Annotated in this window: 15 protein-coding genes; 9 read left to right on the plus strand and 6 right to left on the minus strand. The window is 63.9% G+C overall.

All coding sequences use genetic code 11. The features are described from left to right. Window positions 1-190: 190 nt before the first annotated feature. Both AN936_RS25760 and AN936_RS12660 read left to right on the plus strand, forming a co-directional pair. Window positions 191-2,443: a TonB-dependent receptor gene (locus AN936_RS25760; RefSeq protein WP_084758319.1), complete on the plus strand. Its 2,253-nt coding sequence runs from the start codon at window positions 191-193 to the stop codon at window positions 2,441-2,443. A 165-nt stretch (window positions 2,444-2,608) separates the two neighbouring features. Further along, entirely contained in the window at window positions 2,609-3,226 is a 618-nt protein-coding gene (locus AN936_RS12660) for a TetR/AcrR family transcriptional regulator (protein ID WP_054588478.1), read from the plus strand. 21 nt (window positions 3,227-3,247) lie between these two features. Here AN936_RS12660 and AN936_RS12665 read toward each other — a convergent pair whose 3' ends face one another. Both AN936_RS12665 and AN936_RS12670 read right to left on the minus strand, forming a co-directional pair. Further along, window positions 3,248-4,768, minus strand: coding sequence for an aldehyde dehydrogenase family protein (locus AN936_RS12665; protein ID WP_054588479.1), 1,521 nt, complete (start codon window positions 4,766-4,768; stop codon window positions 3,248-3,250). A 1-nt stretch (window position 4,769) separates the two neighbouring features. Next, entirely contained in the window at window positions 4,770-6,077 is a 1,308-nt protein-coding gene (locus tag AN936_RS12670) for an NAD(P)/FAD-dependent oxidoreductase (RefSeq protein ID WP_054588480.1), read from the minus strand. A gap of 146 nt (window positions 6,078-6,223) precedes the next feature. On the opposite strand from AN936_RS12670, the gene AN936_RS12675 reads away from it, so the two are divergent. Beyond that, a complete protein-coding gene (locus AN936_RS12675; protein WP_054590275.1) occupies window positions 6,224-7,120 on the plus strand; it encodes a LysR substrate-binding domain-containing protein in 897 nt (298 codons plus the stop codon). Here AN936_RS12675 and AN936_RS12680 read toward each other — a convergent pair. Continuing rightward, window positions 7,093-8,139, minus strand: coding sequence for a LysR family transcriptional regulator (locus AN936_RS12680; RefSeq protein ID WP_234715554.1), 1,047 nt, complete (start codon window positions 8,137-8,139; stop codon window positions 7,093-7,095). The two genes, AN936_RS12675 and AN936_RS12680, sit on opposite strands and share 28 nt — an antisense overlap. Between AN936_RS12680 and AN936_RS12685 the strand changes: the two genes are divergently transcribed. From AN936_RS12685 to AN936_RS12710, 6 genes are all read left to right on the plus strand, one after another. Continuing rightward, window positions 8,109-9,107: an NAD(P)H-binding protein gene (locus tag AN936_RS12685; RefSeq protein ID WP_054588481.1), complete on the plus strand. Its 999-nt coding sequence runs from the start codon at window positions 8,109-8,111 to the stop codon at window positions 9,105-9,107. The genes AN936_RS12680 and AN936_RS12685 overlap by 31 nt on opposite strands. A gap of 168 nt (window positions 9,108-9,275) precedes the next feature. Next, window positions 9,276-9,836 (plus strand): RNA polymerase sigma factor, encoded by a 561-nt coding sequence (locus AN936_RS12690; protein WP_054588482.1) that lies wholly within the window; start codon window positions 9,276-9,278, stop codon window positions 9,834-9,836. Beyond that, window positions 9,833-10,786 (plus strand): FecR family protein, encoded by a 954-nt coding sequence (locus AN936_RS12695; protein ID WP_054588483.1) that lies wholly within the window; start codon window positions 9,833-9,835, stop codon window positions 10,784-10,786. The genes AN936_RS12690 and AN936_RS12695 overlap by 4 nt, the downstream gene beginning before the upstream one ends. A gap of 22 nt (window positions 10,787-10,808) precedes the next feature. Then, the gene (locus tag AN936_RS12700) at window positions 10,809-13,133 is read left to right on the plus strand and encodes a TonB-dependent receptor domain-containing protein (protein ID WP_158500085.1); all 2,325 of its coding nucleotides are present in this window, start codon (window positions 10,809-10,811) and stop codon (window positions 13,131-13,133) included. 158 nt (window positions 13,134-13,291) lie between these two features. Beyond that, the gene (locus AN936_RS12705; protein ID WP_054588485.1) at window positions 13,292-13,591 is read left to right on the plus strand and encodes a hypothetical protein; all 300 of its coding nucleotides are present in this window, start codon (window positions 13,292-13,294) and stop codon (window positions 13,589-13,591) included. Window positions 13,592-13,660: 69 nt separating this feature from the next. Then, the gene (locus AN936_RS12710) at window positions 13,661-14,314 is read left to right on the plus strand and encodes an outer membrane protein (RefSeq protein WP_054590277.1); all 654 of its coding nucleotides are present in this window, start codon (window positions 13,661-13,663) and stop codon (window positions 14,312-14,314) included. A gap of 827 nt (window positions 14,315-15,141) precedes the next feature. On the opposite strand, the gene AN936_RS12715 is transcribed toward AN936_RS12710, so the two are convergent. From AN936_RS12715 to AN936_RS12720, 3 genes are all read right to left on the minus strand, one after another. Next, entirely contained in the window at window positions 15,142-15,783 is a 642-nt protein-coding gene (locus AN936_RS12715; RefSeq protein ID WP_054588486.1) for a cation diffusion facilitator family transporter, read from the minus strand. Between the two features lie 73 nt (window positions 15,784-15,856). Continuing rightward, window positions 15,857-16,279, minus strand: a complete 423-nt coding sequence (locus tag AN936_RS25490) for a hypothetical protein (RefSeq protein WP_234715555.1) — start codon at window positions 16,277-16,279, stop codon at window positions 15,857-15,859. Window positions 16,280-16,314: 35 nt separating this feature from the next. Beyond that, window positions 16,315-19,557, minus strand: coding sequence for an efflux RND transporter permease subunit (locus AN936_RS12720; protein ID WP_054588487.1), 3,243 nt, complete (start codon window positions 19,555-19,557; stop codon window positions 16,315-16,317). Window position 19,558 lies beyond the last annotated feature (1 nt).

The following is a 19,558-nucleotide window of genomic DNA, read 5'->3' on the forward strand; positions in this document are numbered from 1 at the left end:
TCGCGCGGAGGGTCGCGGTTAACTTGTTATAAAATATAAATAGTTTTTGGAAACTTCGGTGGACATTCGGGTCCCCTTCAAAGCGGCCTGCGAAAACTGGGCTTGATTTTCACCCAGCAATAAATGACAGTTCTGCATAATATAGCGACTCAAGTCGCAGAGGAACGTACAATCCAAAGGGAGGTTCTCGATGCAACGGAAATGGGTCATCCACACATCATGCGCGGCGCTTGCTCTAGCGTTGCCACAACTGGTCGGCGCGCAGGAAACTGCTCCACCGTCGGATTATAACGACGGCAATGAAATCATCGTCACTGCGAGCAAGCGCGCCGAAAAACTCCAGGACGTTCCCGCGGCGATCACCGCGGTATCTTCGGAGAAGATAGAGACGCTCGGCATCCGCGATTTCCGCGATTATGCGACGCTCGTCCCCGGCCTCAGCCAGCGTGACAACGGCGCCCCCGGACTGGGGTCGATCATCCTTCGCGGCCTCAACTCGGGCCCGCAACAGGTGTCGAACACCACTGCGGTCTATATCGACGAGGTTCCCTTTACCGCGAGCGGCTTCCTGTCGGCGGGCGCGTTGCTGACGCCGTCGCCCGAGCTTGCCGAGGTCGAGCGCATCGAGGTGCTGAAGGGGCCGCAGGGCACGCTCTATGGCGCGAGCAACCTTGGGGGCCTGGTTCGCATCATCACGAAGAAACCCGACACATCGACATTCTCGGGCTCGGCAGGCGGCGAGATTTCGACCGTCGCACACGGCGAAATGGGCTTCATGGTCCGCGGCTCGGTCAATGTCCCGGTCGTCAAGGATCAGCTCGCGGTGACCGCCACCGGTTACTATCGCCGCGCCGGCGGTTTCACCGACAATGTCGTGACAGGGTCGGAAGATGTGAACCGGTCGAACCTCTACGGCGGCCGTCTCGCTCTGCGCTACGCGCCGACCAGCGACTTCACGATCGATCTCAGCGGCATCTACCAGAATATCGAGAATATGGGCTACGCAACCCAGAAGCTCATCCCCGGAACCTTCGATCCCGCCTTCGGCAAATATGCCTATACCAGCTTCGCCGACCTGGGATCGGAAATCAAATATCGCATCGTCAACGCCAATGCCGAATATCGCGTCGGCATCGGGACTTTCACCGCATCGGGCAGTTATGCACGTTACAAGTCGCGTACCGAAACCGATGCGACGGCGACCTATATACCGGTGGCGAGAGCCGTTCTGGGCCCGATTGCGGATACCGTGTTCGGCATCCCGATCGATACGCTGCTTCCCGCCGATTCCAAAGCGCGCTTCCTTGCTTCACCCAATATGAAGAAATGGACGGGGGAAGTCCGCTTCGCGTCGGACAGGCTGGGGCCGGTCGAATTCATGGTCGGGGGCTTTTACACCGACGAGGACAACGAATATTTCACCAACATCTATGTCCATGACGCACAGGGCGTCGAGCAGCCCGCGCCATTGGACCTGCTGCTCAAGGCCACAACCACGTCGCGCTACAAGGAAATCGCCGGTTTCGGCAACCTCACCTTCTACCTGAGCGATACGTTGGATATTACCGGCGGTCTGCGCTACGCCCATAACAAGCAGGTGGCCGGCACCGGCGGGCCGGGCGGCATCACCTATTATCTGCCGCGGACGCCGCGGACGTTCAACTTCAGCGACAATTCGCTGAGCTACCTTGCGACGCTGCGCTGGCGCCCCGCACCGAATGTCAGCGCCTATCTGCGCGCCGCCAGCGGCTATCGCCCCGGCGGTCCGCAGACCAACCCCACCCCGCCGCCGGGGGCGCAGACCTTCGTCCGGCCCGATACGGTGTGGAATTACGAAGCCGGCATCAAGGGCTCGGTGCTCGACGGCGCGCTCGCCTTCGATGTTTCGGCCTTCCACATCGACTGGAAGGACATCCAGCTCAACTCGCTCGTTAACGGCATCATCCTGCAGGGCAACGCCGCGAACGCCACCGTCGACGGCTTCGAGATGCAGCTCACGGCGCGCCCGTCGGACCTGCTGACGGTCAGCGTCAGCGCCGGGCACACCGACGGCAAGATCAAGGCGATCGACCCGCTCGCCTCGTCGGCTACCGGCGCGCGCGCGGGCGACAAATTGCCGCTGACGCCGAGCTGGACGACCTCGCTGATCGTCGATCACGCACTGCCGCTCGGCGACACGATGACCGGCAATGTCGGCGCGACGCTGCGCTTCCAGTCGGATATGCCCGCCACCTACCCGGCGCTCGATCCGTCGCGGCAGCAGAAGCTGCCCGACATCACCACCGTCGACCTGCGCGCCAGCGTCACGTTCGACGAGCGCTTCACGGCGCAGCTGCGCGTCGACAATCTCTTCGACAAGCTCGGCTTCACCAACGTCACGATCGACGGCGCCAGCGTGATCCGGCCGCGCACGGTGTCGCTTGGCCTGTCGACGAAATTCTGATCGCGTCTGACGGTCGCCCGGCACCGGGCGACCGTCTTCTTGCTAGGGAGCATCAGACCTAATCATGCACTATTGCATGCCATCCTTGCAGTTCTGCGATATGACGCCATGATCGCATCGGGCGGCACGCCGGGCGCGCTTCACGGACGGGAATATTGAACGGGCATGGTTGGACGGGCACCGAAAAATACGGTTCAGGACTGGATCGAGGCCGCCCAGCGGACGTTGGTCGACGAGGGCATTTCGGGCCTGAAAATCGACCGGCTGGCCAACCGGCTTGGCGTGACCCGCGGCGGTTTCTACCATAATTTCAAGGACCGCGACGATTTCTTCGACCAGCTCATCCATCACTGGGAGGAAAGCTGCCGCTTCCTGCCCGATGCCCCGCCACCGGCCAGACCCGCCGATGCGATCGCGTGGTTCGACCGGGTGATCCGGCGCCTGATCGACGCCGACGGCTATGACTATCATTTCGACCTGGCCGTCCGCGAATGGGCGCGTTCGGACAAGCGCGCCGAATGGGCGGTCGAACGCGCCGACCGCGAACGGCTCGACACGCTGCAGAAGTTCTTCGAAGCGATCGACTATGACAGCGAGCATGCGGCGATCCGCGCGCGCGTCTTTTATTATCACCAGATCGGCTATTATGCGATCGGCGTGCAGCAGAGCATTCCGGAGCGACGGAAGAATGCCCAGCTTTATCTCGACATCCTGTGCGGCGAGGAGGCGATAGCGGCGGCGCGCGCCAGCGCCCGAAAGGCGCGCAAGCCCCGCGCGGTGTGAGCCCGCGCGGGATATCGGCGCCTATTCGATGTCGAACTTCACGCCCTGCGCCAGCGGCAATATGCGGCCATAGTTGATCGCATTGGTCTGCCGCCGCATATAGGCCTTCCAGCTGTCGGACCCGCTTTCGCGCCCGCCGCCGGTTTCCTTTTCGCCGCCGAAAGCACCGCCGATTTCGGCCCCCGACGTCCCCATATTCACATTGGCGATGCCGCAATCCGACCCCGCCGCCGACAGGAATTGTTCCACTTCGCGGATGTCGGTCGCAAAGATCGACGAGGAAAGCCCCTGCGGCACATCGTTCTGCCACGCGATCGCTTCGTCGAGCGTACGGTATTTGAGGACATAGAGGATCGGGGCGAAGGTTTCCTCGCGGACGCAGTCGGCTTGCTCGCTCATCTCGACGAGCGCCGGGCGCGCATAGAAGGACGCCTCGCCATTGACGTCGACGCGGCCGCCGCCGTGCACCCGCCCGCCCGCCGCGCGGGCCGCAGCCAGCGCGCGCTCCATCGCCGCAAACGCCTCGCCGTCGATCAGCGGCCCGACCAGCGTGTCGGGATCGCGCGGGTCGCCGATCGAGATCGTGCGGTAAACCTCGATCAGTCGCTGAACCAGCCGGTCGTAAACATCGGCATGGACGAACAGGCGGCGCATCGTCGTGCAGCGCTGGCCCGCCGTTCCCATTGCCCCGAAAGCGACGGCGCGCAGCGTCAGGTCGAGGTCGGCCGACGGGGTGACGATCGATGCGTTGTTGCCGCCGAGTTCGAGGATCGACCTGCCGAACCGGCGCGCCACGCGCTCACCGACCGTGCGGCCCATCCGCGTCGAGCCGGTCGCCGAGATGACCGGAAGCCGCTTGTCGTCGACGAGCAGTTCGCCGAGGTCGCGGCCGCCGATGATCAGGCCCGCCAGCCCGGCGGGGGCGTCGGGGCCGAAATTCCCGATCACGCGCTGGGCGATCGCGTGGACCGCGAGCGCGGTCAGCGGCGCCTTCTCCGACGGCTTCCAGACGACGCTGTCGCCGCAGACAAAGGCCAGCGCCGCGTTCCAGCTCCACACCGCGACCGGGAAGTTGAATGCCGATATGACCCCGACCGGGCCGATCGGGTGCCATTGCTCGGTCAGCCGGTGATCGCCGCGCTCGGACGGCATGCACGGGCCGTAAAGCTGGCGCGAAAGCCCGACCGCGAAGTCGCAGATGTCGATCATTTCCTGCACCTCGCCAAGCCCCTCGGACAGCGCCTTGCCGACTTCGAGCGAGACGAGGCGGCCGAGCGCCTCCTTCGCGCCGCGCAATTCCTCGCCGAGCTGGCGGACGAATTCGCCGCGGCGCGGTGCGGGGACGGCGCGCCAGACCCGGAACGCCGCCTCGGCGGCAGCGATCCGCTCCGCCGCCTCCGCGGGCGTCGTCTCCGCCACTTCGGCGATCACATCGCCGGTGATCGGCGAACGGACGATGCGCGTTCCCCCCTCCAGCAAGGCGGGATCGGCCCCCAGCGCGGCGATCAGGTCGCGGGTTTCGGCGGCAGCGGCATTGGTCATGTCATGATCCTCGATGAACAGGCTGGTGAAAACGGGAACCGGTAAAATGGGCGAGCTGCGCACCCGCTTCATAGAAGGCCGAACGGCATCCGCCAAAGGGCGCAGCGCGCAAATCGCTCAGCGGCAGCGAAAAATCCTCGAGCCCGATTTCGCCGAGCGCGAGCCGGGCGAGGTCGCGGCCAAAGGTCGTGCCGGGCGCGATGCCCCGGCCGTTATAGCCGCTGACCGACACCATGTTGCGCCCGTGCAGGTGGAGGCGGGGCACGGCGTCGCCGGTCATGCCGATCCGGCCGTACCAGCGATACTCCAGCTCGACCTTGCCAAGTTGCGGGAACAGGCGAGCGATCTCGCGTTGTCCCCAATCGGCGTGGATCGCCTTGCCGAGCCCGCGCAGCGCGCCGACGCTCCCGAACACGAGCCGGCCCTGCGCGTCGAGCCGGAAGGAGGACAGGATCGACCTCGTATCCCACGCCCCTTGCCGTCCGGGCAAGATCGTTGCGGCCAGTTCGGGCGACAGCGATCGCGTCGCAAGCTGGAAATAGGGCAACATCACCTGCTCGCGCCGGATGTCGGCGCAGGCGCCGCGCGAATAGGCGTCGGTGGCCATGATCACCCACGGCGCGACGACCTGCCCCGCCGGCGTCGAGATCCGCCACGCCGAGCCCAGATCCTCGTAGGCGATGACCGGCGACCGCGTATGGATGCGCGCGCCGCCCCGCGCCGCATGGTCCGCGAGCCCGCGGACATAGGCAAGCGGCTGGATTGTCCCGGCGCGGCGATCGAGGAGGGCGCCGGCATAGGCTTGGCTTCCGGTGAAATGCGCAGCCTCGCGTGCATCGAGCAGCCGGACGTCGGCGCCCCTTGCCCGCCATTGCCGCGCGCGCTCGGCAATGTCGCCATGGCCTTTTCGTCCGACCGCGCAGTGGAGCGTGCCGCGATGAACGGCCTCGCAGTCGATGCCGAGGCGTTCGATGAGGTCGAAGACGAGCCGGGGTGCCTCGCCGAGCTGACTCACCAGCCGTTCGCCATAAGGCGCCGCGAGCGATGCGACGAGGTCGTCCGGCATCACCCACATGCCGGCGTTGACGAGGCCGACATTGCGGCCGGCGCCGCCGAAACCGATGTCTTCGGCCTCGAGGACGACCGGCGCCAGGCCCGCCGCAGCGAGATGAAAGGCGGCCGAACAACCGGTGAAGCCGCCGCCGACGATCACGGCGTCGGCGACTATCTCTTTTGCAAGGGGCGTGCCCGGCGACAGAGACGGCACCGTTGCCTCCCACAGGCCGTGGCTCAGCGGGTCGTTGTTCATAGCGTTGCCGGGGCGACCATGGCCCTCGCTCCCCTGCCCCTGCCGCCAAAGAAAAGAGGCGTATCATGCGATATGGGAATTATCGGCTTTGAAACTGCCCCGTCAAACGACTATTCGGACACAACTGGTTCTCGAATGGAATGAACATGACGCCGCGCCGCTTCCTTCCGCCGACCGCCCTGCTCTGTGCGTTCGAGGCAGCAGCGCGTACCCAGAGTTTCACCCAGGCGGCGCGCGAACTGTCGCTGACCCAGAGCGCGGTGAGCCGGCAGATCCGCGCACTCGAGGATATATTGGGCGCGCCGCTCTTTCACCGCGAGAAGCAGAAGGTCTTCCTGACGCTCGCGGGAAGCGCCTACGCGCGCGAGATACGCGACGCGCTCAATCGGATTTCGGGCGCGACGCTGGGCTTCCGGGCCAATCCGGGTGGCGGGACGCTGCATATCGCGGCGCTGCCGCTGTTCGGCGCCCGCTGGCTGATGCCGCGCCTCCCGCGCTTCCTCGCCGCCCATCCGGACCTGTCGGTCAATGTGACGACGCGCCTCGCACCCTTCGATTTTCGTTTCGATCCGGTCGATGCAGCGATCCATTTCGGCCTGCCCGAATGGCCGGGGTCGCGCCTCGATTTCCTGATGAACGAAAATGTGGTGCCGCTTTGCAGCCCCGCCCTCGCCGCTCAGCTTGGCTGCACGGCGCCCGCCGACCTCATCGATGCGCCGCTGCTCCATCTCGTCTCGCGCCCGGACGCCTGGGAACGCTGGTTCGCAGCGATGCAGGTCGATCCCGGCGAAGTCCACGGGATGTTGGTCGACCAGTTTGCGCTGGGCATCGAAGCGGCGCGCGCTGGCCTCGGCGTTGCGTTGCTGCCCGAATTTCTCGTCGCTTCCGAACTCGCGCGCGGCGAACTCGTCAAAGTGTTCGACGCGCCATGGCAGGGTCCCGAGAGCTATTATCTCGTCCGACCCGACACGCATGAAAACTACACCCCGCTCGACGTGTTCGCGGACTGGATCATTTACGAGGCGGGCTTGCCGTCGAACTGACCCGATCGCACCGGCCGCGAATAGCGCGCCAACTCGCGCACAAGATGATCGAACAGGATGCTGACGCGAGGCAGGCGCCGCAAATCTTCATGCGCGACGATCCAGGTGTCGAGCCCCGGCAGAAGCAGGTCAGGAAGCACAGCTTTTAATCGGCGATCGGCAAGCCCTATTCTCCGCTGCATCACTGCGATGCCCATTCCCGCCCTTGCGAGCGCGATCTGGGCCGGATGACTGTCTGTCCGCATCTTGAAACGGTTGCGGGCGATGCCGGGCAATAGCGCCGCGGTGAACTTCAGATCCGCGGGCTCGCGGTCGGACCCGATGATATCGTGGGCGGCGAGATCGGCGGGAGTGTCCGGCATTCCCTTGCGCGCCAGATAATCTTCATGAGCGAAAAGGCCGAGTTCGATCACCCCGATCTTCTTGGCGACAAGCGCACCCTCGCGCGGCGGATGCATGCGGATGGCAATATCGACCTCCTGTTCGATCAGATCGGCCGTCGCGTTGCTCAACGAAAGCTCGATCATGATCCCCGGATGCGCCGCCTGCAGCTTCGCCAATATCGGTGGCAGGACTTCGATGCCTACGACCTCCGACGCGCTCAACCGGACAGTGCCGGCGATTTCGCCGGCCGGGGCAGACGCGACGCGCCCGAACAATTCGGATGCCCTGTCCATCGCGCGGGCACTGTCGGCCAGCGAGCGCGCATGCTCTGTCGCCGCAAGGCCGTTCGCCGACCGGGTGAAGAGCACCGTACCCAGTCGCTGTTCAAGCGCCGCGATCCGCGATCGGACGGTTGGCTGCGCCAGCCCGAGCCGCCGCGCCGCACCGGACAAGCTGCCTTCTTCGAACGCCGCGAGAAATGCCTGCTGATCTTCCCAGGGAATGGTACCGCTCATCATTTTTTGATTAGCAGTTTCGAAAGTTTTGCCAATTTCTTTCGCCTGCCCCAGCCCTATCCTTGGCTCCGGATTACAGGAGATCGAAGATGACCAACGAGAACACCACAACCACCGCATTGATACTCGGCGCGACAGGCGGCATCGGCGGCGCGATCGGCGCCGCGCTCCGGCGCCGGGGATGGACCGTCAAGGCGCTCGCGCGCGATCCGGCCAAGGCGGCAGCCGGCTGGCAAAATGGTTCGTCGCCCCTGTGGATCGCCGGCGACGCGATGAACGAGGCCGACGTCGTGGCGGCCGCGGCCGGGACGTCGGTGATCGTCCATGCCGTCAATCCGCCGGGCTATCGCAACTGGGACCGTCTGGTGCTGCCGATGATCGGGAACAGCCTTGCCGCCGCGCGGGCAGCAGGCGGCGCCCGCATCATACTCCCGGGCACAGTCTATAATTTCGAGGCCGGAACAACGACCGTCGTGGACGGCACGACGCCGCAATCGGCGCGATCGCGCAAAGGCGCCATTCGCACGAAAATGGAAAGGCTGCTCGAAGATGCCGCGCCCGACGTGCCCAGCCTGATCCTGCGGGCGGGAGATTTTTTCGGCCCCGGAATCCGGCAAAGCTGGTTCGCGCAAGCAATGGTCACGCCCGGCGCACCGGTTCGGCGGATCGTCAATCCGGCGATCGGCGCGGGCCACAGCTGGGCTTATCTTCCCGACCTCGCCGAGACTTTCGCCCGTTTGATCGAAATGCCCGACCGGCTCGATGCTTTCGAGCGCCTCCAGTTCGAGGGTCATGTCGATGCAAGCGGCACGGAAATGATCGAGGCTGTGCGAGCTGCCGTCGGCCGGGATATTCCGGTGCGGGCCTTTCCCTGGTGGCTGATGCGGTGCCTTGCCCCGTTCGGCGGTTTTCCGCGCGAAGTGGTCGAAGTCGAGCCCTATTGGCGCCACCCCATGCGGCTCGACAACCGGCGCCTTCAACGCCTGCTCGGTAACGAGCCGCACACGCCGCTCGACACGGCTGTCAGGCATACGCTCGAAGCGCTTGGCTGCCTCGATCAACGCGGCACCCTGTCGCAAGCCGCGTGACGGCGCGCCATCCGACGGATCGCGCAGCCCGTCCGGAAAGGCTTTTACAATCCCCTGGCGCCCCGTTATGGGGCCCGCGGCCGAAATCGCCAGCCGACGGCGCGGCGCCCAGGCAAGTAGCAACTCTCATCATTGCCGGCATTTTTTCCGGGAAGATTTCTTTCGAACATGTCGAGCAGCGGGTTGATACAGACGTTCATGCAGATCAGGCCGGCGCTGCACCGGTTTCTGGTCGTGCGCGGGGCTTCGACCGCCGAAGCCGAAGATATGCTGCAGGAAATCTCGCTGCGGCTTTCGACGGCCAATATCGGCCCGGTGGCGGAGGTCCGCGCCTATCTGTACAAAATGGCGTCGAACCAGTTTCAACTGCATCGCCGTACCGAGCAGCGCCGCGCGCGCCGCGAGGAAGACTGGGTGGACGCGAACAGCGCCAGCGAACGAGACATCGACCCCGCCGCCTCCGCCGAAGCCCGGCTGATCCAGCGCGAAGAGCTTGCCATTCTCCAGACGGCGCTATCGAAACTTCCCGAACGGACACGGTGGATATTCATGCAATTCCGGGTCGAAGGCCTGCCGCAAAAACAGATCGCCAACGCGCTGGAGATCAGCGTCAGCGCCGTGGAAAAGCATCTGACGCGCGCTTATGGGGAAATTGCCGCCACGAAGCTGTTGCTGGATGGGGATCATGACCTGCCGCGGCATCTCAGGAACACAGGGGGCGTGTCATGAGCATCGCGGAACAGGATCCTATCATCGAGCGGGCCATCGAATGGCACGTCCGGCTGCGCGACGGCGGCGACGACGCCTGGGAAGCATTTGCCGCCTGGCTCGAAGCAGATCCGCGCCATGCGGACGCCTATGAGCGGATCGAGGCGCTCGACGACCGGATCGGTCCGCTGCTGGACGATATCGATCGCCGGCAACCCGCCAATGACCTCCACGACGAGCCTCAGCCCCGGCGCCGGTTCCTCTATTGGGCGGGCGGCGCGCTGGCGGCGTCGGTCGCGGCCGCCTTGCTCCTGATACCGCAACTGGCCTCGCAATCGTACGAAATCGCAACCAGCGCCGGCGAGCGGCGCCAGCTCGCGCTCGAACAGGGCACCGATATCGCGCTCAACGGTGACACGAAGCTTGTTCTGGACCGGGAGAACACACGCTCGGCGGAGCTGGTCAAGGGGCAGGTCCTGTTTCGTGTCCGGCACGATGACAACCGGCCGTTCGTCGTCGCGGTTGGCGATGTCCGGATCGTCGATGTCGGCACGATATTCGAAGTGGTGCGCGACGGCGGCGAGATTCGCGTGGCGGTGTCGGAAGGCAAGGTCGAATATCGCGCCGCGGGCAAGACCGTCCCGCTCGACGCCGGGCAGTCGCTGATTGCCGCGAGCGACGGAAAAATCACGGTGTCCGATACGCCCATCGAGGCCGTGGGGTCGTGGCAACACAAGCGATATCTGTACGCGGGCGCCCCGCTCTCGCGCGTCGCGGCCGACCTGTCGCGTAGCCTCGGCGTCGGTATCGGCGTCGATCCGGAACTCGGCAACCGGCCGTTTTCGGGCAACCTGCATATCGAGGGCGCCAGCGAAGCCGAATTGCACCGCCTCGCCGCCGCGCTCGACGTCCGTCTCCAGCGTGAAGGGCGTATCTGGGTCATGAGGCCGCCAACAAGTGCGCCGGATTGAGCTGGTTGCGGCCGCGGGTGCCGTGGCCATCGGTCTTGGCAGCGCGGCCCCGGTGTGGGCCCAGAGCTTCGATGTTCCGCCCGGTCCCCTCGGTGATGTCGCGGGACGGATCGGTGCGCAATCGGGCACGACGGTAACGGTTCCCGATCCCGAACTCGCCAAGCGGCGCTCGCCGGGCGTGCGCGGCCGCCTTGGCCTGCGCGAAGCGCTCCGCCGCGCCCTCGCCGGGACCGGCGCCGAAGCACGCTTCTTCGACGGACGCACGGTCCGCATCGTCCGCCGCACCGTAACGGTACCGAAAGCGCCGAAACCGTCGCGGCCGAAACCCGCCGTCCGGCCCGTCGCCCCGCCACCCGCAGCGGAAGCCCCGGAAGAGATCATCGTCACCGGCAGCAAGGCACAAACGTCGCTCGACAGCTATCCGGGAACGGCAAACATCATCGATATCGCCGGCAGTTGGAGCACCCGCAACGGCACCGACGGAACGGCGGCGATCACGCGGCTCCTGCCATCGCTTTCGACGACCAATCTCGGCAGGGGCCGGGAAAAAATCTTCATTCGCGGGGTCGCCGACAGCAGCTTCAACGGCCCGACGCAATCGGCGACCGGGCAATATCTGGGCGACGTCCGCCTCACCTTCAACGCACCCGACCCGTCGCTGAACCTTTACGATATGCGGAGGGTGGAGGTGCTCGTCGGCCCGCAGGCGCCGTTGTACGGGGCGGGATCGCTCGGCGGCATCATCAGGTTCGTGCCGAATACGCCCGACCTTCACCGGCTGTCGGGCAGCGCATCGGCCCTTACCGAATATACCAAGGGCGGCGGTCTCGGCGGCGAAGTCAACGCCATGCTCAACATCCCGATTTCGGACGGGCGCTGGGCCGCGCGAATGACCGCCTCGATCGGCGAGCGCGCCGGCTATATCGATGCGCCGGCGCAGGGCGCAAAGAATATCAACCCGACGCAAAGCTATGGCTATCGCATCGCGCTGCGCGGCGAAGATGTCGGCGGCTGGACCCTCGACCTTGGCCATGTCCGGCAACATATCGAGACCGCCTCGGGCCAATATGTCCTGCATGGCCCCGGTGAGCCGACGATCGCACAGCCTTTCCGCAGCGATTATCGCCTTGCCTATTTGCGGGCCGAAAAACAGCTCGGCGACGCCGCGCTGGTATCGACCACCGCCGTCGTGCGGCACGATCTCGAGAGCGAATTCGATGCCAGCCCGCTGTTCGAAATCACCTCCCGGTTCGGGGAAGCGAGCAAGATCTTCATCCTGTCGCACGAGACCCGCGTCTCGGGCGGCGGTCGGCGAACGCCGTGGGTGATCGGGGCGAGTGCGATCTATAGTCGCAGCCTCGTTTCGCAGTTTCTGGATCTCGCCGACTTCCCGAGGATCGCGGTCGAGGTCGTCGACCGGAACCTCGACACGGCGCTCTATGGCCGGGTTACGCGTTCGCTGAGCCCGTCGCTATCCGTGACGGTCGGGGGGCGCCTGACCTACGCGAGGACCGAAAGCTACATCCGCGATCCCAAACCGCCGAATACCGCCGAAAGCTTTCGCGACGGCGCGCGCTTCTCACGGACGGTGGCGCTCGACTGGCAGCCCGGCGGCCTCTTCTCGGCGTTTGTCCGTCACGATCAGGGGTTTCGCGCCGGCGGCCTGACCGCTTATCCGACGGCCCTCGGGCTCGTTGCCCAGCCATTCCGTCCGGACACGCTGGATATGTACGAACTGGGGGTCAGGCTCGGCCGATCCGACCGCGACGAGCTTTCTCTCCGCGCCGCCTTCTTCCTGAACAAATGGCACAATATGCAGGCCGACCTCATCGACGTGACGGGGTTTCCCTATACCGCCAATGTCGGAAACGGGCGGATTGTCGGCCTCGACGCCGAACTACGCTGGCGGCCGGACCACGAGCTGCTTCTCACTGCGTCGGCATTCGTCAACGATAGCCGCCTGACGCCATCCGAAGCGGTCGGCCCCGCGGGCAAGGGCCAGCCGCTGCCGAACGTCGCCGGCGTCGGGGGCCGGCTGGCGGCGGACTGGCGCCGCGAACTCTCTGCGGACAGGACACTGACCGCCAGGGCGGCCGTACGCTATGTCGGGAAATCGCGCCTCGGCGTCGGGTCGGTGCTCGACATACCGCAAGGCGGCTATGCCGTCATCGACATGGGCGTCGGGATCGACGTCGGACGGATCGCGCTTTCGCTCAATCTCGACAATGTGGCCGACGCGCGCGGCAATACCTTCGCCTTCGGCAACCCGTTCTCGGTCGTTCGCCGCGATCAGGTAACCCCGCTTCGCCCGCGCTCGCTGCGGCTCGGCATCGACTTCGCCTTCTGAACCGCCGGGCGCGCGGAGGCTCCGTTTTGCACAAAAATGCGCTCCCGCCGGATTTATGGTGGGGATTCCTCCGGGGCACGGTGTCCTAGGCGTGAAGGACGGCGAACCGACAGCGGTCGGCGCGCCTCGTTCGGACGTTCATGTCTAGTGGAGGACATATGAGAAATACCTGGATTCTGGCGCCTGTACTCGCGATTGCGGTCACGGGCTGCGCCAGCAACGCCGACCAGCGGGCCGCGGTTCGCGGGGCGCTGATCGGAGCGGCCGGCGGCGCCGTGGTCAGCGCGGCAACCGGCGGCGATTTGGCGGAAGGCGCGGCGATCGGCGCGGTCGGCGGCGCCGCAATCGGTGTCATCACGCAGGATGGCCGCCAGCGCAAAGTCTATCGCGACCGCGACGGGCGCCGGTACTGGGTCGATGACCATGGCCGCCGCCGCCACATTTCGGACCGGCGCTGACCCTTTTTCACAACCGAATGACGATGCGCGGCCCCGAGCGGCCGCAAGATACACATGATGGAGTATGATATGCGTAGCGTAATGACGTCCCTGCTTTTCGCCGTGTCGGCGGCAGCTTTTGCAGCCCCGGCGATGGCTCAGGACGCGCCGAGCGGCCTCAGGGTCGGCGTAATCGGCGGGCTCGACATCGTCCGCCCCGGCAGCACCGAGGATTCGGACGTCGCCGGCGACGATCAGAGCACCGAAGGCTTTCTCTATGGCGTCGATGCCGGTTACGATCTGGCGCTCGGCGGGGTGGTCGTGGGCATCGAAGGCGAGTGGAGCGATTCGACCGGCAAGACCAAGACCGATCGCAGCGACCCCAATTTCTTCGGCTATGGCAAAGTGGCGCCGGGCCGCGACCTGTATGTCGGCGCCCGCGTCGGCTTTGCCGCCGGCCCCGATACGCTGATCTACGCGAAAGGCGGCTATACGAACGCCAGGCTGAACGTCGTTGCCTCGAACGGCGACATCGACCGCAAGGAACGATTCCAGCTCGACGGCTGGCGGATCGGCGCCGGCGTCGAACATGCGATCGGAAGCCGCAGCTACGCCAAGATCGAATATCGTTACTCCAACTATACCGAAGCGGATTTCCGTTTCCGCGACGGCGACACCACCGACCGGTTCGAGGTCGACACCGACCGGCACCAGATCGTCGCCGGCGTGGGGTTCCGCTTCTAAGCACCAGCAGCGCGGCAGGCACGCCCTGCCGCGCTCTTCCCTGTCGCAGCGGACATTGTCCGCGGTCATTACCGACGCCATCCGTTAGTCGGAGCAGAGGCGTATCGGAACCTGGCGCCCCCTCCCCCTCCCTGCCCTGTTTCGATACTGCCCTGCCCCGATGACCTGCGGAGCCGCGCGCGATACCGTGCGCGGCTCCGCAGGCTTTTTTTGCCCCGACTACCTTGCCGTGTTTCAACCGGCTTCGATGACTGAATCCGAAAATGGCCGATGCCGGCCGCAGGGCGAATGATCACGCTTGCCCGGTAAAGCTATCAGCAGGACTTCGACGAAAGTTGCGACTTCGCGCGTAAACTATTCTGCGAGGATGGCACCAAATTTCGGGAATGGTAGCGGAGGAGGGAACGAGAAGGAGTGCATAAGCCCCTGATAAACAAAGACCCTTTATTTCTCCGTCCCGAAAATACCCCCAGCGATACCCCCAACCACCGGTGGTTGCGGTAACCAGTTCATCCTCCGCGACGAACCGATTCCCTAGTATAAATTGGCCGGCATCTCACCTTCATTACGGCAGGGCTCCTGCCCCTTGATGGACCGTCCACCATGTCAAAACTCGGCAGAAGAACCGATGTTTCCCACGCGCGTAAGCCAGACCGCGAGCTAAACAATTTCAGCCAGCGCCGAGCATGCCTGTCTTGGTCCCATGGTGCTTTGAGTGACCTCGCTGAACCACACTGAACACTGAAGTACTGGCCGCGATAGTCGCGAAGCGCACTTCGTGCAGTGGAATTTATCTCGATTGTCGGGTCACCGACTTCGCTAGCGCCTCATGGCTCGCGGAACGCATCACCCCTGTGATGTTCCGTCCCCTCTTCATCGTGCTTATCCATATGCGCGTCTCGCAGGATATCGATGCCGCCGTAAAGAGCGATCCCCGCAACGGCGACACCGACAACAAGATCGGGCCAGTTCGAGCCTGTCAGCATGACAATGATCCCTGCCAGAATAATGCCACCGTTGGCGACGAAGTCGTTAAAGCTGAAGGTTGTTGCAGCGCGTAAGTTGAGGTCCTTTTGCTGCAGCTTCTGAAGCAGGCGAAGGCAAACTAGGTTCACCACCGCAGCAACCGCGGCCATGGCCATCATCATGATGCCGCCCGGTTCCGATCCCTCCACAAAACGTCGGATAGCATCGGCGATCACGCCTCCTGCGAGCACGAGAAGAAGAATGCCTGACAAGCGCGCGGCGTTTCTTTTCCATGTGCGTGTTCGTGTAAGCGCGAGGAGGCTCAGGACGTAGACGAGGGCGTCAGAGGAGTTGTCCAGTCCATTGGCGATGAGGGCGTTCGAGTCGGCGAAATAGCCGAAAATAAAGAAGCCTACGGCCAGCGCGACATTGAGCCAGAGAACGACCCATAGCGTTCTTCGCTTGTCTGCGGTTTCAAGATGCAGCTCGCCTTCGCCGCTCATTCCGAACCTCCTAAATCGTACTCCCCAACCTCAGTCTCACACGTGCAAGCCGGTAGCGGTGAGCAATTTTCAATCAATGCCCGCTCTGCCCTTTGGGCGCTTTGAGCGACGTGGCCGGGCAGCGATGGAAAATACGCGCCACACCGCGATAATTGCGCGTGACCAACCGCTCGGAACTGCGCTCTTCGATGGTGAGATGACGAACCCTCATCGGCCGTTCGTGCCCTGCGAATGGCATATGCGCGTGGGTATAGGCGATTGCATCGCCCTCATCCCGCCAGATACGCAGGGCAGCAGGCGCTCCGTCCGGAAGCTGCACTTCTGCGTAATAGCCATCTGCAAAGAATACCCATGCCGGACCGGATTCGCACGACGCCGTTTCCCCTAGGCTCCAGACTCCGGCGAGAGGCGCTGGCGTGACATCGTCTTGTGCCAGGGCCGGACCGACCATCATGCCAGGGCCGGCGAGCGCTACTGCTATCTTGAATTTTCTCATCTTTTTTCACCTTCAATCCAACTTCTCGCCTTGCGTCACGTTTCTTGCAGCGGACGAGACGGCGCTTCGATGGTCTCGCCATCATCCGGAGCGGCTGCTTGCTGCAATGTCTTCCTAAAGATCAGGCTGACAATGGCGGGTAGAACGAACAGCGTCAGCGCGGTTGCGGTAATCAAGCCGCCGATCACCACGGTAGCGAGCGGTCGCTGCACTTCGGCTCCAGTCCCGGTGGCCAGTGCCATGGGGACGAAACCAAGCGACGCGACGAGCGCTGTCATCAGGACCGGGCGAAGACGCGCCAGGGCACCATCGACGATCGCATCGCTCAGCTCCAGCCCCCGCTCCAAACGTTGTTTGATGGCAGTGATCATCACGAGGCCATTGAGCGTGGCCACGCCGGACAAAGCGATGAAGCCCACGGCTGAGGAAATCGAGAACGGCATGCCGCGAAGCGCGAGGAAAAATACACCGCCGGCCAAAGCCAGCGGGATCGCGCTGAACACCGCCAAGGCTGACGTCCAACTCCCCACTGCCGCATAGAGGAGCAAAAGGATCACCGCGAAAGCGAGCGGAACCACGATGGAGAGGCGTTGCTGTGCCTGCTGCAGGTTCTGGTATTGCCCGCCCCATTCGATGAACGAGGCCGACGGCAGATCGACGTTTGCCGCCACTTCCGCCTGGGCCTCGTTGACGAAGGAACCGAGGTCGCGTTCGCGCACATTGGCGGAAACGATTACCAATCTGCGGCCCTGCTCTCGCCGAACTTCCGCGAGACCGTCAACCACCTCGAAGTCTGCAACCGCGCGCAATGGAACGCTGTCTCCATTCGGGAGTGCGATCGGCAAGGTTCCGAGCTGATCGAAATCGTTGCGATCGGCATCGGACAACCGAACCACGATATCGAACCGGCGGTCACCCTCGAACACCAGTCCGGCTTCACGGCCACCAAGCGCCACAGCCACCGACTGCGCCACATCTTCTACCGTCAGTCCGTATCGGCCGATTGTCGCTCGGTCGAACGCGATGTCGAGCGTTGGGAAACCCGAGACCTGCTGAACCTTCACGTCGGCTGCGCCCTCTATACCATTAAGGATCGCCGCAACTTCGTTGGCCGAAGACGTCATGGCGGTGAGATCGTCACCATAAAGTTTCACGGCGACATCACCGCGCACACCGGCGATCAGTTCGTTGAAGCGCAGTTCGATCGGTTGGCTGAATTCGTAGAGATTGCCGACGAGGTCGCCGAGCGCTTCTTCCATCTCGCTAACGAGATCATCCTTGGAAAGCGAGGGGTCTGGCCACTCGTTTCTCGGCTTGAGGATGACATAGGCGTCCGAGATATTCGGCGGCATCGGATCGGTCGCGACTTCGGCCGTCCCGGTCCGGGAGAAGACCAGTTCGACCTGCGGAAACTGCTTGAGACGGCCTTCGACCTGCTTTTGCATATCGAGTGAACGCTCGAGCGGGGTTGAAGGTATACGCAGCGATTGAACCGCCAAATCCCTCTCATCGAGCTGCGGCGTGAACTCACTCCCCAGAAAGGTGAAGACCAGCGCCGCGAGTGCAAATACTCCTACACCCGTCCCGATTACCGGCCACGGGCGAGCGAGCGCCTTGCGTAGCAGGGGCCCATAGCGCTCTTTGGCCAAGCGGATCGGCTTCATTTCCGTCTCGCTCACCTTTTTATTCAGCAAAAGTGCAATCATTGCCGGCACAAAGGTGAGCGAGAGGATGAAGGCCGATGCCAGCGCGAGCATCACGGTGATGGCCATGGGCGAAAAGGTCTTGCCTTCGACCCCGCTGAAGGTGAGCAAGGGGGCGAAGACAAGCAGGATGATCGCTTGCCCATAGACCGTCGGTTTGATCATTTCCTGTGCGGCAAGGCGTGTCTCGACGAGCCGCTCCGACAGGGTTAGCAGACGGCCCTCATGCTCCTGCCTGGCGGCAAGACGGGCGATACTGTTCTCAACGATGATGACGGCGCCATCGACGATCAGCCCGAAATCGAGCGCGCCAAGGCTCATCAGATTGCCCGATACGCCCAGCCGGTTCATGCCAATGGCTGCCATCAGCATAGAAAGCGGGATCACCAGTGCGGCTATGATCGCGGCACGAATATTGCCGAGCAGCAGAAACAGGATCACGATGACCAGCAGCGCACCCTCGGTCAGGTTGTTGCGCACAGTCCTGATCGTCGCGTCCACCAGAGTGGAGCGATTGTAGACGATTTCCACCGTCACTCCTAAGGGCAGCGACCCGCGCACTTCTTCCAGTCGCTCGGCGGCACCGGCGGCGACCGTGCGGCTATTTTCGCCCGCGCGCATCAACACTGTGCCGATGACTGCCTCTTCACCGTTGAGCGAACCTGCGCCTGTTCGCAGATCACCGCCCACTTCAACCGTGGCAATATCGGCCACGCGAATGGGAATGCCCTCGCGTGTCGCGACAACGGCCTGTTTGATATCTTCAACGGTACCCAGCCGTGCATCGACCCGGGCGAGCAAGGCCTCCCCTGCGCGCTCGACGAAGTTCGCACCTTCGGCTTGGTTCGCGGCTTCAAGCGCCGTGATGACCTGCTCGATTGAAACGTCGTAGCCCGCGAGGCGATCTGGATCGGGCTGCACAAGATACTGTTTTACGTAGCCACCAATCGTATCGACGCCCGCAACTCCATCGGCCGATCGCATGAGCGGAGCTACAATCCAGTCCTGAACAGTACGCAGGTATGCCGCTCTCGCCACCTCGGTATCCAGCACCTCACCGTCATCGGTGACGAAGCTTCCATCGGGTTGCCATCCCATCGGTCCGCCGCTCGGCGTATCGTTGCCGTAGGCCCCATCGAACTCGACGGTGTACATCAGGACTTCACCGAGCCCGGTGGAGATTGGCCCCATCGAAGGTTCGGCACCCTCAGGCAGCGAGGCGGCAAGTGTAGCAAGCCTTTCTTCCACCTGCGTCCGCGCGAAATAGAGGTCGGTGCCCTCCTCGAAAATCGCGGTTACCTGGCTGAACCCGTTGCGAGAGATCGAGCGGGTCATCTCCAGCCCTTCGATACCCGCCATGCCGGTTTCGACCGGGAAGGTAACCTGCGTTTCGATTTGCGAGGGAGAGAGTGCCGGAGCCTCGGTGTTGATCTGCACTTGCACATTGGTGATGTCGGGCACCGCATCGATCGGCAGACGCGCGAGGTTGAATGCACCCCAGATCGCGACGCCGAGAGCGATAACCACAACTGCCCAACGGTAGCGAACCGACAGATCGAGGATAGAACCGATCATT

The organism is Sphingopyxis macrogoltabida (assembly GCF_001307295.1).
GTDB classification, from domain to species: Bacteria; Pseudomonadota; Alphaproteobacteria; order Sphingomonadales; family Sphingomonadaceae; genus Sphingopyxis; species Sphingopyxis macrogoltabida_B.